Raw genomic sequence first — 14488 nt, 5'->3', positions numbered from 1 at the left:
GATGACGCCGGTTTATACCGGCGTCTCTGTAATGAAAATAGACAAAGAGAAACGTGTTTTGAATTATCGTTTAGTGACCACAGATAGCGAACTCGCTCAAATATGCCAAGAAGCTAACGATGCACCTTGGCTTGCACTGGATACTGAGTTTGTTCGTACAAGAACATACTATCCTCAATTAGGTTTGCTACAGTTGTATGATGGAAAGCAAGTTTCGTTGATTGACCCACTTTCAATATCGGATTTCAGCCCTTTTAAAGCGCTGCTGACGAATCCAAACCAGCTTAAATTTTTACACGCTGGTAGTGAAGACCTTGAAGTGTTTATGCACGATTTTGATTGTGTACCAGAGCCTATGATTGATACTCAAATCGTTGCGGCTTTTCTGGGGTACCCAATTTCATGTGGCTTTGCATCATTGGTTGCAGAGCACCTTGGTATTGAACTGGACAAAAGTGAATCACGGACAGATTGGCTAGCACGTCCGTTAAGTGCGAAACAATGTGACTATGCAGCTGCGGATGTGTTGTATTTATTGCCATTAGCTGAAATTCTCATGCAGAAGGTTACGGAGGCGGGGTATTTAGACGATGCGAAAGATGAATGCCAGCGTGTGGTTGCTCGTCGCCAAAAAGCGCTGAAACCAGAAAAAGCGTACTTAAATATCCGTAATGCGTGGCAGTTACGTGACGAGCAACTTGCTTGTTTGCAACTGCTCGCTGATTGGCGTTTGAACCAAGCCAAAGCACGGGACATGGCAATTAACTTTGTAGTGAAAGAAGAACATTTATGGAAAGTTGCTCATTTCCTACCGACTTCCCTTGGTGAGCTAGATAGCCTTGGTTTGACTGGGCAAGAAATTCGTTGCCATGGCAAGCGTTTGCTGAGCATTGTTGAACAAGCTAAGAAACTTGATGCAAGCCAATACCCAGCACCGGTAGCGAATATTACTGAACAAAGCCAATATAAAAATGTCTTCAAAGAAATTAAAGAGGTTGTTAAAGATATTGCTGAAAATGAAAAGTTTAATGCGGAGCTATTAGCATCAAGACGCCAAATAAATCAGTTATTATCTATTCACTGGGGAATTAAATCTTCCAGCACCCCGCCTGAATTATTAGCAGGTTGGCGGGGTAAATTACTGGCGGAACCACTCACTAAATTATTATCGAATTTGTAATTTAAATTTAGTCTGAAAATGGCATGCTAAAAAAGGAATAATTAATGTTATTCCTTTTTTTATTTCTTATTTTTATTGGTTTTCATATAGCTATCGGTTGGCTTACTTAAATTATTAAAAAGTAAATAATGAAAGGCATATTTGTATTTTAACGTCACCTTAATATACTCGATTCGATGTAATGGAAAAGCTAACAGAAGTTAATCTGAAATAATATCAATCTGATTATAGAAAAGGATGAGTATATGAAGAAAATATCAACCGTAATATCAATTGCTTCATTGATGGTTATTCCATCAATTGGGATATCCGAAGTGCTATATCAGCAGAGCCAAAGTTATCAGCATGGAAATACCGATATTCAAGTCGGGAAAACATTATATGAAGGTGATGTAAATACAAACGAGGGTGATCCTGGTATTAGCTATCGCTTTATTACCGAAGGGGTGACAGTCGCATTTTCTGGTTTAAAAGAACTGTCGAGTAAAGCGTCTGGTAACGTTTATGTTTTCGATAAAATTGCGGAGCATCACGGCAGCATAGGTAAGTTTAATTTTTCACAAGTTGCTGATGCAGATATCTATTATGGTGATTGGTCCGAAACTGGTGAGGTTACTGATCCTAAGCATACCGCTTTTTATTCGGGCAAAGAACCAACAAGTGAAATCCCAACAGAAGGCCAAGCCAGTTATACCATTATGGGGCTGAACCAATATGAAAGTATTGGGAAAATGCCCGGGGTTTATCTTGTGGATTTTGGTAAAAAACTTTATGAGGGCTCATTAGACGGGGAGTTTGCTAAAATCGAACTTAGTGGTGAAATTGGTGAGAACGGTAAATTTTCAGGTGTTGCACTTGCTAATGACCAAGCCGAAGGCATAAGCGCTGGGCAGTTATTTGGGCAAGATGCTGCACAGGTCGCAGGCATGGTTAGCTTCCCTGAAAACCACCAATACGATACAGCATTTGGTGGCGTTAAAAATTAAGTTATAGATAAAGTAATTATATTCAATGGGCAAATAGTATTTGCCCATTTTTATTTAAAAAGACAGACGTTATGAATCTTTTTTGTTAATAAACCAATTTTAAACTTTAAAATGAACTTAGTCTTAAAAATTTATCTTTTTAAGTAAAATATTAACTTGGGATTTTAGCTTATACCCATTAATAATATGCGGCTATAAATTAATTTATTGAAATAGAAGTGAATTAAAACTCTCTTTGAATTAATTATTTAGATTCAAATTATAATTAGCCTATTTGTAAATAAAAATCATTTTCATATACTCGTTCTCGGTTTAATGGAATGGCTAAATAGAGTTAGTCATTAATATGAGGATCCACCTCGTTATATCCTAAATAAGGAAATACAAATGAAAAAATTAACATTAGTTGTATTCATGGCGTCATTATCAGGGGCTTCTACCAGTGTATTTGCAGAGGCCACATCACAGCAAAGCCAAAGTTATACCGAGGGTGAAAAGATTGTCGATATTCGTATCGATAAAACTGAGGCAACGGGGGGGCATCATGGTGGGGTTGCTGGTGCACCGGGTATTGGTTATAGAGGAATGAAAGATGGGAAAACTATTTCTTTTTCAGGGTTAAAGAATATGGTCACACAGAAGCCCGATAATGTATATCTGTTAGAAAGTGGTGGAAGCCCACACGGCGGTATGGGTAAATTTCAATTTAGCCAAGTTGCAGATGCTGAAATCTATTATGGGGATTGGTCACAAGCTGGGGTAAATGGCGACAGCACACATACTGCTTATTTTTCAGGTAACAATGCGAGCACCGAAGTTCCTACCAATGGAAGCGCGGTTTATAACATCGAGGGGGTTAACCAATTTGATGGTGAAGGTAAGTTAACAGGTACCTTTAATGTCGACTTTGGTCAGAAGTCGTATGTGGGCTTACTGGAGGGGAATGAATTAAAGCAGTCCATGGAAGGGGATGTTTTTGAAGATGGTAAATTTAAGGGTACAGCCGAAGCCATTTCCCATGATTCTCTTCTAGGGGAAAGCATGGGACAATTCTTTGGGGAGAATGTGGAGCATGTCGCCGGTATCACCTCGTTCAAAGATAATCATGAGTTAGATACTGCATTTGGTGGCAAAAAAGCGAACTAATTATTACTAAATAACCAATCTTAAATATGTAAGAGTAAAAAGTAGGCACAATGCGTTGCCTACTTTTTATTTTATAAAGGTAAACTATTTATGTTTAATACTATTAAAATTGGAATTAATTTTTTTATTATGATTTTATCATCATGTTTGTCTTTTTATGTTTTTTCTCAACCTGAAAAAAATAAACCTTTTGTTGATATTTTAAATAAAGCAAATAATCACAATCAACAACACTCTCATTATTTAGAAGAAAATAATCAAAAAAACATCGACGCAATGGGTTTTCTCCTTTATGATTTCCTGCGTAAAAAAGAGCTCAAAAAAATTGATGCAATAATTGATGAGTATATACGCTATCAACAGCATGATAAAAACTTGGTGAAATTTATTTTTGCCGAAAAAGAAATAATAAAGCGAAATTATGATAAGGCAATTTTATTTTATCAGGAAATACTAGAGGACAAACCAAATACACTCGCTGTTGAATTAAAGCTAGCGCGGGTTTTATTTGATATTAAACGTGACCAAGACGCTTTATCGGTATACCAAGGAATACGCCTTAGTTACAAAAATAAATTACCGATAAGAATAGAAAAGTTTGTTAATCAGCAAATAACCTACTTACAGAATAAAAACAGTTGGCAAGGCGCAATCAAGTTTGGTTCCAGTTATAATTTGAATTTAAATGAGGCATCAAATAAAAATAAACAACATTGTGCTTATCGAATCTGTATGGGCAGTGGAAGTAAACCGATAGCAGGTGGAAAATGGCAGTATAGCGTTGACCTTTCCAAACGGTACCCAATATACCAGCAACATTCGGGAAAATGGCTACTGGGTGGTTCAGGCATCGAGCCCATGAAAGATATAACAAGCCGGAGAAGTAGCCTATTTATTGGTGGGGGTTATCAGTTTGAGGATGACGTTAAAAAAGTGGAGTTATTCCCTGTGTTCAAAACACACTGGTGTGATAACCAATTTCGACATGCAAGTATTGGTATTAAATCGGCAATAGATTATTCGTTAGACGAACAAGTGGCACTGTCTGGTTATTTATCAGTCGATAAAAATTACCATATTGCTAATTATGATTTTAATGATGGCCTTGAAGTGTCTTACTTTCTAATGGGGCGACATATAATAACCCCAAGTACAGTATTATCATTAAGCTTTCATGGCGTGAATAGGGATAAAAGGTTATCGAGTGACAGCTATCAACAACAGGGCGTTAAAGCTGATATTTTAAATTATTATGATCTCTTCGAGCTATTAATAAGTACGGGGTATAAGAATACGCAGTTTAAGTCATTTGACAGAAGCATTAATGTAAGAAGAGAAGACCATAATTGGTATTTAAATACGCAGATAACATTCAGAAGTAACAAAATATTTAAATTTACTCCCTCTATCTATTTTAATAATCAACTAAACAAAAGCACAGCGGATGTTATTTATTCTTTTAAGCAAAGTGAAGTCGGTGTCAATTTTATTAAGCGATTCTAATTTTCACCGGAAGGAATAATGAAAGTAAAGACAGTCATAGCGATCAATATCGCGACAGGGTTATCCCTATGTTGTATGCCAAGCGTATTATCTGCACAATTACGTGAAGATATTGGTGCCATTCAGGTTAATGACAAAGCCAATACGATTAAACAGCGGGATAAAAAAAAGGCGGATGAACAGTACGATAAAGATGAATCAAACATCTATATTGGTAAAGAGGAAGTTGAACGTTATAAAGGCACCAACCCCGCGGATACCATTAACCATGCTGTTGGTGTTTACAGTGGTGATGCACGTAACAGTGGCGCATTAGACCCGAATGTCCGTGGGATACAAGGGCAAGGGCGAGTTCCTGTAACTGTTGATGGTACAGAGCAAGCAATCACGGTTTGGCGGGGCTATAACGGGGCGAATAACCGTAATTATATCGACCCTAATATGATTAGCAGTATTTTGGTAATGAAAAGCGCAACATTAGACCGTGATGTACGCACATCAACAGGGGGCGGCATTGCAATCAGTACAATAGGTATTGATGATGTCGTCAACCCTGACGACAAATTTGGCTTTGATATTAAATTAGAAACCAGCAGTAATACCACTAAGCCAAGACTCGGCTCATTAAATCACGGTATAGATTACCGTGACGATAAACGTTTATTTGACTCAATAGAACAAAAACATTTCAGTGGAATTATGCTTCAGGATCACGAAGTATTGATTACGCCTCGTTCAAAGGACAGGACTAATTTTTTTAATTTACAGGATAACGCAGCACGTATTGCTATCGGTACACGACAAGAAAAATTTAATGTTACGATGGCGTACAGTGTTCGCAGCCAAGGAAATTATTTTACAGGCAGAAGAGGGGCTGATTTATATGACGAAGATATCGTATCTTTTGAACACCAATATCTTAATAAAAATGTCGATCCTTATATGCCTTTTGTTGCAAAAATTTATGCTCCTAATACTGAAGTCAGTAATACATCAAATATAATGTCGACATGGCTAGCAAAGCTAAACTTTATGCTACCGAACGGACAGGACTTATCCTTTGGTTACATTCAAACAACTAGCCATTACGGTGAAATTATGCCTTCAAAAATTCGCTACCATGACCTAGATGGCCAAATAGTCCAATGGCCACTAGCCAATTTGGGCCTAAATACCCTTTATGCAAATTATGCATTTAAGTCTGAAGCACATAATTGGGTCGATTTTCGCTTGAATTATTGGCTAACAAGAACAGATTTAAATTCAAATACAGCGGGAGGTCAACCTCGAGACCCTTTCGATAGGGATTGGCTTTATGAACTTAAAAAATTAAATAAAAAAAGAAATTCAAATATTGATGGGACATTAGTCGATGGCATTAAATTAAGTCAACTGAATAACCGCCACGGTGTTTCACTTTCGAATAAATTCCAGCTTGCCCCAGACTTTAGCTTAACATTGATGGGCAATTTAATTGATGAGCGTATAGACAGCCGAGTTGATGTTTATAGCTCACGCACTACCCCTAAATCAGGCATGTTTAGAGCCGTTCCACGGGAAGGCCAGCGCAGGGAATATAACGGCGCAGTTAGGTTGGATTGGCAGCCCACAGATTGGTTAAAGTTTAATGCAGGGGCGCAATATATCAGCTATTGGTCGAAAGATACCTTAAAAGAAAGGCGAGTCGCAGCCAAAGATGAACGGTTTGCCTTAAATAGTGAAAAAACGGCAAGGAACTTTCGGTTATACCGCTTACTCACGCCTGAAGAGTACCAAAAAATCCAGAGCTACGCTGATAGAAAAGGGCAGACTTTTGAAGAGGTAAGAGATGGCCCATCAGTTGTTCGAGAACGACTTGTAGAAGAAGCATTAAGTATGCCTGCTCATTCTTTAGCGTATGCGGATTTTTGGATAAAAAGAGGCAATAAAAAAGGCTTGGAGTTTCGGATCTCAGAAACAAAGCGAATGGTTAAATGGCAGGCGGATGAAAATAAACGCTTTACCCGTAAAAATAACCCTTTTTATAACGGTGAAATAGATTTAAAAGAAACGGTTATTGACCCCGTCACGCAGCTCACCACCTTAAAATACAGGGCAAGTGATGCGCAAAACCGCTGGGATGAAATTAAATTCACGGGTGACGAACGGTTTAGACCACCAAAAAGAAAGGAAGATGCTGCGTGGGCACCTGCATTAGGGGCAACTATTTATGTGACCGAAAATGACCGTATTTTTGCACGTTATTTAGAAACGGTCAGAATGCCCAGTATTTTTGAAAGCACTGTCGGTTTTTCTGGTGGATCAGTGGATAACTATATTGCCCCCACATTTTTACCAGAGCGCAGCCACACCATAGAGCTGGGTTATGTACGTAATTTCCAAGAGCTATTGAATGCACAAAACCACGCCGATTTACGAGTCAATTACTATAATACTGTAGTGGCGAATGCCTTTGATCGGGATATGGACCTAAACTTTACCCAAGTTGATAAACACAATACGGCGGGGTTAGAGCTACTTGCCCGTTACGATAACGGGGCTGTTTTTGGTGACATTGGCATTGATTACCGCTTAAAAAATGAGGTGTGTGACCAAGTCAATTTTATGTTGATGGATCCTAAAAATGAATTTGGGGGCTCTGAATGCATAACCGCAGGTTTCCCCGGTGGTTATTTGCGTACCCAATTACAGCCGAAATACAGCATTCATGCCAATTTTGGGCTGCGTTTCTTAGATGAAACATTAGAAGTTGGTAGCCGTATGCGTTATCACAGCACGGCCAAAAATGAAGACGAAGCGGAATTTATGGATAAATACCCATATCAATTTATGCCGTTAAATAACAGCCCAATGCGTTGGAATGCGGTGTTTACGACGGATGCTTACGCGAATTTCCACGTAAATAAAAATCTATCGTTGGAGTTTATTGCGACAAACCTACTGGATGAATATTACATCGACCCACTAACGCGCAGCATGATGCCCGCACCAGGGCGGGCTTTCCGCTTTAGTGTCACCAGTAAGTTCTAACTGTAAGCCCTTTGTACCTCGGTATAAGGGGCTTTTTATTGGGATGCAAAATGACGAATTCACGTTTTCTATTTGCCATAATTGGCTCTTTAGCACTGCACGGTGGGCTGGTGTATTACCACCTATTGAATCACAGTGATTCGAGCAAAATCATGATGCCAATAAATGCGCCGGTTATCGCCATCGCGGTGACCCAAGCAGTGATTGAGAAACATATCGCTAAGGAGGAGGAGATTGTTGAGGACAGTGGCGGGGCAATTCATTCGCCTATTGAGGTCGATAAGGCCGTTATTGAAGTGGCAAAAGCGCGCAGCGAGAAAGCCAAAGACGGTCAATCGTCTCAAAAGCCAATTACCCCCGCAAAGCCTGAAAAACCGCGCAAAACAGAGCCTAAAAAACGCATTGAAACGGAGAGAAAAGTAAAAAAAGATAGAACTGATGAAATAGAACAACAAGCAAAATTGGGGGAAAACAAAGCCGAATCTGTCGCTAGCGGTGAAGCGGGTGCGCAGAAAAATTCAGTTGCAGGGGAAGATATTACGGATATTCGGCTCGCGTATTTAGCCAAAGTGCGCAATGAATTGGGACGTCATAAACAATATCCACGGCGAGCACGAGCGATGCAAATTCAAGGCGCTGTTGTGGTGCATTTTCAAATTACGCAACAAGGTGATTTGGTGAATGCCACGATAGTTAAATCTGAGCGCAGTGAGATATTGGGAAAGGCGGTGCTTGATGCGACAAAGCAGTATAAATCGGTAGGGGAAAGGCCTGAGGGAGTATCTCCGCTAGTGAGTTTAGTGATCCACTTTAAACTAGATAAATAAAACCAATAGGGAAACGTTGGCACTTGGAGCCAAAGAATGGAGGAATATTTAACGTAAAAGCAAGCCGCCATACAACATAGCGGCTTCTTTGCAAATTATTTTTCTGTTGTTGTGGTTTTAATTTCGTCACCTTCTGGTAGCGTGACGTTTAACTCAAGAACAGAAATATCATCGTCTTTTTGTTCAAACTGTACAGAGAGCATCTCAGGGTCAACTTGAACATATTTACAGATGACTTGCAAAATATCACGTTTCATATCAGCAAGATATGCGGGTTCGCTATCACCACGGCGGCGTTCCGCAACGATGATTTGTAATCGCTCTTTTGCGATATTCGCTGTCGTCTTTTTTCTCGACAGAAAGAAATCCAATAAAGCCATTATTTACCCCCCAAATAGGCGTTTTAAGAAGCCTTTCTTCTCTTCTTCAATGAAACGGATAGGGCGATCTTCACCTAAAATACGCGCGACACAGTCGTCGTAAGCTTGGCCTGCTTCAGACTCTTTATCTAAAATAACAGGTTCACCTTGGTTAGATGAGCGCAAGACAGATTGATCTTCTGGAATAACTCCAATTAATGGAATGCAAAGGATTTCCAGCACATCTTCCATACTTAACATATCACCGCGGGTAACACGCCCCGGGTTATAACGTGTCAGTAGAAGGTGTTCTTTTATTGGGTCTTGGCCTTTTTCTGCACGACGTGATTTAGAGGCTAAAATGCCTAAAATACGGTCTGAGTCACGAACTGAAGACACTTCTGGGTTGGTAGTAATAATTGCTTCGTCAGCAAAATACAGTGCCATCAACGCACCGCTTTCAATACCCGCAGGTGAATCGCAGACGATAAAATCAAAACCAAGATTGTCACCGAGCTCATCAAGAATTTTTTCAACACCTTCACGGGTTAACGCGTCTTTATCGCGCGTTTGTGAAGCGGGTAAAATAAACAGATTTTCGGTGCGTTTATCTTTAATTAAGGCCTGATTCAGTGTGGCATCACCTTGGATAACGTTGACGAAGTCATAGACAACACGACGTTCACACCCCATGATGAGGTCAAGGTTACGTAGACCGATATCAAAATCGATTACGACGGTTTTTTTCCCTTTTTGTGCTAGGCCAGTTGCTATGGCCGCGCTTGAAGTGGTTTTACCAACACCACCTTTACCAGAAGTCACTACAATTATGCGTGCCATGAATAATTCCTTGTAAATAAGGTCTAATTTAAATATTCGATGTTAAGTTTATTATCAACTAAACGAAGTTTAGCTGCTTTGGCGAGAAATTCAGCAGGGATTTGATCGCTCAGCCAATATTCACCTGCAATAGAGACCAACTCTGCTTGCAAATGCGTACAATAAATCTGACTTTCAATATCACCAGAAGCACCCGCTAAGGCACGACCCCGCATCACACCATATATATGAATATTACCATCTGCTAACAGTTCTGCACCGGCACTCACGTTACTTGTGACGATAAGATCACTATTTGGCGCGTAAATACGTTGTCCAGAACGAACAGGGGTATTGATAATTCGAGTCTTACGATAAACCGGCTCATTTTGGACTGCGGCAATGTTTGCCTCAGTCTGAATTTCAACAGGTTTCTGGCTTTTACCTTCACTTAATATCGGTAAGCCAGCTTCATTGGCTTTTTGGCGCAATAAAGGGTCTGTACACCCACTAACTCCAACAATACGCAACCCTACAGAAACCACAGATTTATGAATGCTGTATAAATCTGCGTGTGCAGTTAATTCTGCAATATTGATGACAACAGGGGCATTTTTAAAGAAATCAGGGGCTTGATTTACTTTATCTTGCAGCGCTTTTTTGATGAGTTTAGGCTCTTCACTGTGTAAGTGAATAACTGAAAGAGTAAAACTGCTGCCTTTAAGTTCTATTGGCGATTGTGGCATCTATCTAGACTCAGCAAATTAAAATTTCCGAAACAATCCTCGGGCGAAGATATTCTGTAAAACAATAGCATGTTATAGTTACTGTATTCTTCAAGCAAGCTAATGAACTAAGAAAAAGAGTTAAATATAATGATTTGTGCAATTTATAGAAGCCCTAAGCGTGAACAAACCTATCTTTATGTTGAAAAGAAAGATGATTTTTCACGCGTTCCTGAAGAGTTATTAGCCCAATTTGGAACACCTCAATTCGCCATGATGATTGCGTTAGATAAGCGTGAAAAGCTTGCTAATGCTGATTTGGCGCGAGTTAAGGCTGACTTACAAGAAGTTGGTTACTACTTACAATTCCCGCCTCCGGTGGAGGACCTACTTTCAGAACATAAAGAACTTAATATTTAACGCAATTTAAGAAAAACCTGAAAAGCCTTGTGTTCTGGAGGATACGAATGAAACCAACGTTATTATATACATTAGTCGCTGGTTTGCTTTTAGCAAGTTGCTCGGCGAAACAACATGAAACGGTTGCAACTCAACCGATTACTGCGGAACAAAATGCGGCAATTATCCAAGAAGTTGCTGCACTTGATAAAGCATTCCCTATTGAGAAACGTGAAGCTTCGCAATTTCCTGCTTATGTGGAATTATTGAAAGAACATGCTATTGCGCAAGGGATCAAGCCCGCTACTATCGAACGTGGTTTCGCCAATATTCACTTCATCGAAAGAGTGGTAAAAGCGGATAAAGGGCAGCCAGAAAAAAGAGCCACGGTCACATTAGCAAGCTACCTGAAAAATGTCCTTCCTCAATCACGTATTAATGCGGGATATGATAAGTATATTGAAAACAAGGCGCTGCTTGATTCAATTAGTCAAAAATATGGTGTTCCACCGCAATTTATCGTTTCCCTTTGGGGACTGGAAAGCGGGTTTGGTCGCTCACAAGGTAAGGAAGACGTCATCTCAGCACTCGCCACATTATCTTTCGAAGGGCGTCGTGAAGCGCTTTTTAGCAAGCAATTGCTGGCGGCGCTTGAGATAATGGATAAGGGCTATATTCCTGAAGACCAGCAATTAAAAGGCTCGTGGGCAGGTGCGATGGGCCAAAGCCAGTTTATGCCAACATCCTATTTGTCTTATGCGGCAGATGGTGATGGCGATGGAAAGATGGATATTTGGAATAATAAAGCGGATGTTTTCGCATCAATCGCCAATTATTTATCAACAGAAGGTTGGCAATCCCAGTTACCATGGGGTTATCAAGTCAGTTTACCGGCGGACTTTAACCGAGCTCTAGAAGGCGTTAAAGCAGAACAAGGTAAAACCGTCAATGACTGGCAGCAATTAGGGGTTAAGTTACCTGCATTTGCACAATTATCACCGGATGTAAAAACATGGGTTGTTATTCCGGATGATCCTGAAGGTAGAACATTTTTAGTGACTGAGAACTTTCGTACCATCATGCATTGGAACCGCTCATACTATTTTGCATTGAGTGTTAGCTTGATGGCCGATGGCATCGCTCAAAAAATACAATAACGATAATAGGAGTTACCCTTATGTATCAACATCGTGACTGGCAAGGTGCTTTACTTGATTTTCCAGCAAACAAAGTTGTTTGTGTAGGTAGTAACTATGCCAAGCATATCAAAGAGATGGGCTCAGCAGTACCCGAAGAGCCTGTTATTTTTATCAAACCTGAAACCGCACTTTGTGATATCACTCAATCAATTGTTATTCCAAAAGATTTGGGCGAGGTTCACCATGAAGTCGAAATGGCAATCTTGATTGGTATGCCGTTAAAAAATGCGGATGAAGACCGTGTTTCCCGCGCTATCGCTGGTTATGCTGTTGCGCTGGACTTAACATTGCGTGATTTACAGGCAAAATTTAAGAAAGCAGGTCAACCGTGGGAAAAAAGCAAAGCGTTTGATGGCTCATGCCCAATTTCAGGGTTTATTCCTGTCAATAATCCAAGTGAATTGCAGAATATTCAGCTATCACTGGAGATCAATGGGGAAATTCGCCAAGAAGGTTCAACGCGTGATATGATCACCCCGATTTTACCTCTAATTAGCTATATGTCCCGCTTCTTCACATTGCGTGCAGGGGATGTCATTTTGACGGGAACCCCAGAAGGTGTCGGTCCATTGGCCTCTGGTGATATGTTAAAGCTATCGATTAATGACCACTCGCTGACCACTCGAGTTATTTAAGTATAGGATTAATAAGTATTATGTCGCAGTTCTGGCAGGTTAAGACACTAGATGAAATGACAGATGATGAATGGGAATCTTTGTGCGATGGGTGTGGGCAGTGCTGCTTACATAAATTAATGGATGAAGATACTGATGAAATCTATTTCACCAATGTGGCTTGCAACCAATTAAATTTAAAAACCTGCCAGTGTAAGCATTATGAGAACCGCTTTGAATATGAAGCGGATTGCATCAAACTCAATCGTTATAATTTAGAAACCTTTGAGTGGCTACCAACGACATGTGCTTATCGTTTATTACTTGAAGGAAAAACCTTACCCGCCTGGCACCCGTTAAAAACAGGTTCGAAAGCCTCAATGCACAATGAAGGTGTGTCTGTGCGGCACATTGCAGTCAGGGAAATTGATGTGGTTGATTGGGAAGACCACATCATGAACAGACCAAAGGGTAGGGGCTAACGACTCTATTTTTTCATTGAAAGTCTGTATTATTTTTATTTAATGGCGGAATTACCACCATCTGCAAACAGCGCAGCTCCTGTCACAAAACTTGACATCGGGCTGGCTAAAAATAATGCGGCTGAAGCGATTTCTTCAGGTTCAGCCAACCTTTTCATAGCATGCAGGTTAGCCGCCCACTCTCTTTGCTGTTGATCGCCCGCCATATCCGTGTTTACTCCCCCAGGCAGTAAAGCATTTGCTCGAATATTTTGTGTCGCATAATCTGCGGTGATCCCTTTAGCCAACGCAATTAAGGCGGTTTTTGCTACGCCATAGGCTGTCATATAGGGCAAAACGCAGCTAGTTCCAACAAAGCTAGATGTAAAAACAAGTGATCCACCACCTGTTTTAATCATGGCAGGGATTTGGCTTTTTGCCCCCATAAATGCAGCGGTAATATTTGCATTTTGTACTTGTAACCATTCTTCTAATGTAAAGTCTGCTAAAGGCTTTAGAGTACCAACAGAGCCTGCGTTGTTTATTGCAATATCTAGCCTACCAAATTCAGTAAGTGTTTTATCGATGATGGAATGATGTGTCTCTTCTAAACAGATATCACCCGTATGATAGATGGCCTTACCACCATATCTTTGTATTTTACATGCAACTTTGCGAAGGTTTTCTTCGCGCCTTGCGGTTAAACATACAGATGCACCCTGTTTAGCAAACAGAAGAGCGATAGCTTTACCTATACCAGATGATGCTCCTGTGATAATCGCAACTTTGTTTTTTAATAACATTCTTGTGCCCTCTCGTTTATGTGTATAAACCATAACCTACATGAGAACATGGCAATCTCTGTTTCTTGCTTTATAATTTAATAATGGGAATTTAAGCGTGTGGAAAGTTATCAATAGGATTATCGTTGATACATAGCTGTTGATAACATTCTTCAAATTTATTCGATGGTAATTTAGTTAAACGGAAGACTTAATATGATTGCTATTTTGGGCCTAACAGCGCTTATTGCAGTAGGTACGGTAGACCCTTTCTTGGTTTTTAAGTTATCTCTGCTGGTCTTATAGTTAATGAACAAATGGATACCGAAAGGGAGGATGCGTGCCTCTTTTTCTATTGGGGATAGGCACGCGGTTAGTTAAAAATATGGATAAATGAATCTATTTTTGCTGGTGTATTAAATATGGGAATAAATAATTCCAGCACCCAGTGCTAGAAT

14 protein-coding genes are annotated in these 14488 nt (G+C 40.0%); 10 read left to right on the top strand and 4 right to left on the bottom strand.

Annotation, left to right across the window (positions count from 1 at the left end; translation table 11 throughout):
* Positions 1 to 58 precede the first annotated feature (58 nt).
* The 6 genes from rnd (at position 59) to ABWP91_RS02105 (ending at position 8672) form a co-directional block, all read left to right on the top strand.
* Positions 59 to 1180 (top strand): ribonuclease D, encoded by a 1122-nt coding sequence (gene rnd / locus ABWP91_RS02130; RefSeq protein ID WP_353241887.1) that lies wholly within the window; start codon positions 59 to 61, stop codon positions 1178 to 1180.
* A 245-nt stretch (positions 1181 to 1425) separates the two neighbouring features.
* Positions 1426 to 2166: a Slam-dependent surface lipoprotein gene (locus tag ABWP91_RS02125; RefSeq protein ID WP_353241801.1), complete on the top strand. Its 741-nt coding sequence runs from the start codon at positions 1426 to 1428 to the stop codon at positions 2164 to 2166.
* A 387-nt stretch (positions 2167 to 2553) separates the two neighbouring features.
* Positions 2554 to 3312: a Slam-dependent surface lipoprotein gene (locus ABWP91_RS02120; protein ID WP_353241800.1), complete on the top strand. Its 759-nt coding sequence runs from the start codon at positions 2554 to 2556 to the stop codon at positions 3310 to 3312.
* 90 nt (positions 3313 to 3402) lie between these two features.
* The gene (locus ABWP91_RS02115) at positions 3403 to 4815 is read left to right on the top strand and encodes a surface lipoprotein assembly modifier (RefSeq protein WP_353241799.1); all 1413 of its coding nucleotides are present in this window, start codon (positions 3403 to 3405) and stop codon (positions 4813 to 4815) included.
* 18 nt (positions 4816 to 4833) lie between these two features.
* Positions 4834 to 7845 carry a TonB-dependent receptor domain-containing protein gene (locus ABWP91_RS02110; RefSeq protein ID WP_353241798.1) on the top strand — a complete coding sequence of 1004 codons (3012 nt, stop codon included), beginning with the start codon at positions 4834 to 4836 and terminating at the stop codon, positions 7843 to 7845.
* Between the two features lie 50 nt (positions 7846 to 7895).
* A complete protein-coding gene (locus ABWP91_RS02105) occupies positions 7896 to 8672 on the top strand; it encodes an energy transducer TonB (RefSeq protein ID WP_353241797.1) in 777 nt (258 codons plus the stop codon).
* A gap of 95 nt (positions 8673 to 8767) precedes the next feature.
* Here the strand turns inward: ABWP91_RS02105 and minE are convergent, their stop codons facing one another.
* Genes minE through minC form a run of 3 tightly spaced genes read right to left on the bottom strand, consistent with a single transcriptional unit; the run spans position 8768 to position 10596 of the window.
* Positions 8768 to 9052, bottom strand: a complete 285-nt coding sequence (gene minE / locus ABWP91_RS02100; protein WP_206084203.1) for a cell division topological specificity factor MinE — start codon at positions 9050 to 9052, stop codon at positions 8768 to 8770.
* Between the two features lie 3 nt (positions 9053 to 9055).
* A complete protein-coding gene (minD, locus tag ABWP91_RS02095) occupies positions 9056 to 9871 on the bottom strand; it encodes a septum site-determining protein MinD (protein ID WP_206084204.1) in 816 nt (271 codons plus the stop codon).
* 23 nt (positions 9872 to 9894) lie between these two features.
* Complete coding sequence (minC, locus tag ABWP91_RS02090) at positions 9895 to 10596, bottom strand: septum site-determining protein MinC (RefSeq protein WP_353241796.1); 702 nt, start codon at positions 10594 to 10596, stop codon at positions 9895 to 9897.
* A gap of 129 nt (positions 10597 to 10725) precedes the next feature.
* Here minC and ABWP91_RS02085 point away from each other — a divergent pair, with 129 nt between their 5' ends.
* The 4 genes from ABWP91_RS02085 to ycgN are packed head-to-tail and all read left to right on the top strand — an operon-like array spanning position 10726 to position 13269.
* Positions 10726 to 10995, top strand: coding sequence for a YcgL domain-containing protein (locus ABWP91_RS02085; RefSeq protein ID WP_353241795.1), 270 nt, complete (start codon positions 10726 to 10728; stop codon positions 10993 to 10995).
* A gap of 47 nt (positions 10996 to 11042) precedes the next feature.
* Entirely contained in the window at positions 11043 to 12131 is a 1089-nt protein-coding gene (locus tag ABWP91_RS02080; RefSeq protein WP_353241794.1) for a lytic murein transglycosylase, read from the top strand.
* A gap of 20 nt (positions 12132 to 12151) precedes the next feature.
* Entirely contained in the window at positions 12152 to 12808 is a 657-nt protein-coding gene (locus ABWP91_RS02075; RefSeq protein ID WP_353241793.1) for a fumarylacetoacetate hydrolase family protein, read from the top strand.
* Between the two features lie 20 nt (positions 12809 to 12828).
* Positions 12829 to 13269 (top strand): cysteine cluster protein YcgN, encoded by a 441-nt coding sequence (ycgN, locus tag ABWP91_RS02070; RefSeq protein WP_353241792.1) that lies wholly within the window; start codon positions 12829 to 12831, stop codon positions 13267 to 13269.
* Positions 13270 to 13304: 35 nt separating this feature from the next.
* On the opposite strand, the gene ABWP91_RS02065 is transcribed toward ycgN, so the two are convergent.
* Complete coding sequence (locus ABWP91_RS02065) at positions 13305 to 14051, bottom strand: SDR family oxidoreductase (RefSeq protein ID WP_353241791.1); 747 nt, start codon at positions 14049 to 14051, stop codon at positions 13305 to 13307.
* Positions 14052 to 14488 lie beyond the last annotated feature (437 nt).

The organism is Providencia sp. (assembly GCF_040396775.1).
Classification (GTDB): domain Bacteria; phylum Pseudomonadota; class Gammaproteobacteria; order Enterobacterales; family Enterobacteriaceae; genus Providencia.
This window is presented reverse-complemented; position numbering and strand designations above follow the sequence as displayed.

What these genes read in the sequence shown, in the direction of transcription:
- ABWP91_RS02125 (WP_353241801.1), top strand. Translation starts at nt 1,426, where the DNA reads ATGAAGAAAATATCAACCGTAATATCAATTGCTTCATTGATGGTTATT.
- ABWP91_RS02120 (WP_353241800.1), top strand. Translation starts at nt 2,554, where the DNA reads ATGAAAAAATTAACATTAGTTGTATTCATGGCGTCATTATCAGGGGCT.
- ABWP91_RS02115 (WP_353241799.1), top strand. Translation starts at nt 3,403, where the DNA reads ATGTTTAATACTATTAAAATTGGAATTAATTTTTTTATTATGATTTTA.
- ABWP91_RS02110 (WP_353241798.1), top strand. Translation starts at nt 4,834, where the DNA reads ATGAAAGTAAAGACAGTCATAGCGATCAATATCGCGACAGGGTTATCC.
- ABWP91_RS02105 (WP_353241797.1), top strand. Translation starts at nt 7,896, where the DNA reads ATGACGAATTCACGTTTTCTATTTGCCATAATTGGCTCTTTAGCACTG.
- minE (WP_206084203.1), bottom strand. Translation starts at nt 9,052, where the DNA reads ATGGCTTTATTGGATTTCTTTCTGTCGAGAAAAAAGACGACAGCGAAT.
- minD (WP_206084204.1), bottom strand. Translation starts at nt 9,871, where the DNA reads ATGGCACGCATAATTGTAGTGACTTCTGGTAAAGGTGGTGTTGGTAAA.
- minC (WP_353241796.1), bottom strand. Translation starts at nt 10,596, where the DNA reads ATGCCACAATCGCCAATAGAACTTAAAGGCAGCAGTTTTACTCTTTCA.
- ABWP91_RS02085 (WP_353241795.1), top strand. Translation starts at nt 10,726, where the DNA reads ATGATTTGTGCAATTTATAGAAGCCCTAAGCGTGAACAAACCTATCTT.
- ABWP91_RS02080 (WP_353241794.1), top strand. Translation starts at nt 11,043, where the DNA reads ATGAAACCAACGTTATTATATACATTAGTCGCTGGTTTGCTTTTAGCA.
- ABWP91_RS02075 (WP_353241793.1), top strand. Translation starts at nt 12,152, where the DNA reads ATGTATCAACATCGTGACTGGCAAGGTGCTTTACTTGATTTTCCAGCA.
- ycgN (WP_353241792.1), top strand. Translation starts at nt 12,829, where the DNA reads ATGTCGCAGTTCTGGCAGGTTAAGACACTAGATGAAATGACAGATGAT.
- ABWP91_RS02065 (WP_353241791.1), bottom strand. Translation starts at nt 14,051, where the DNA reads ATGTTATTAAAAAACAAAGTTGCGATTATCACAGGAGCATCATCTGGT.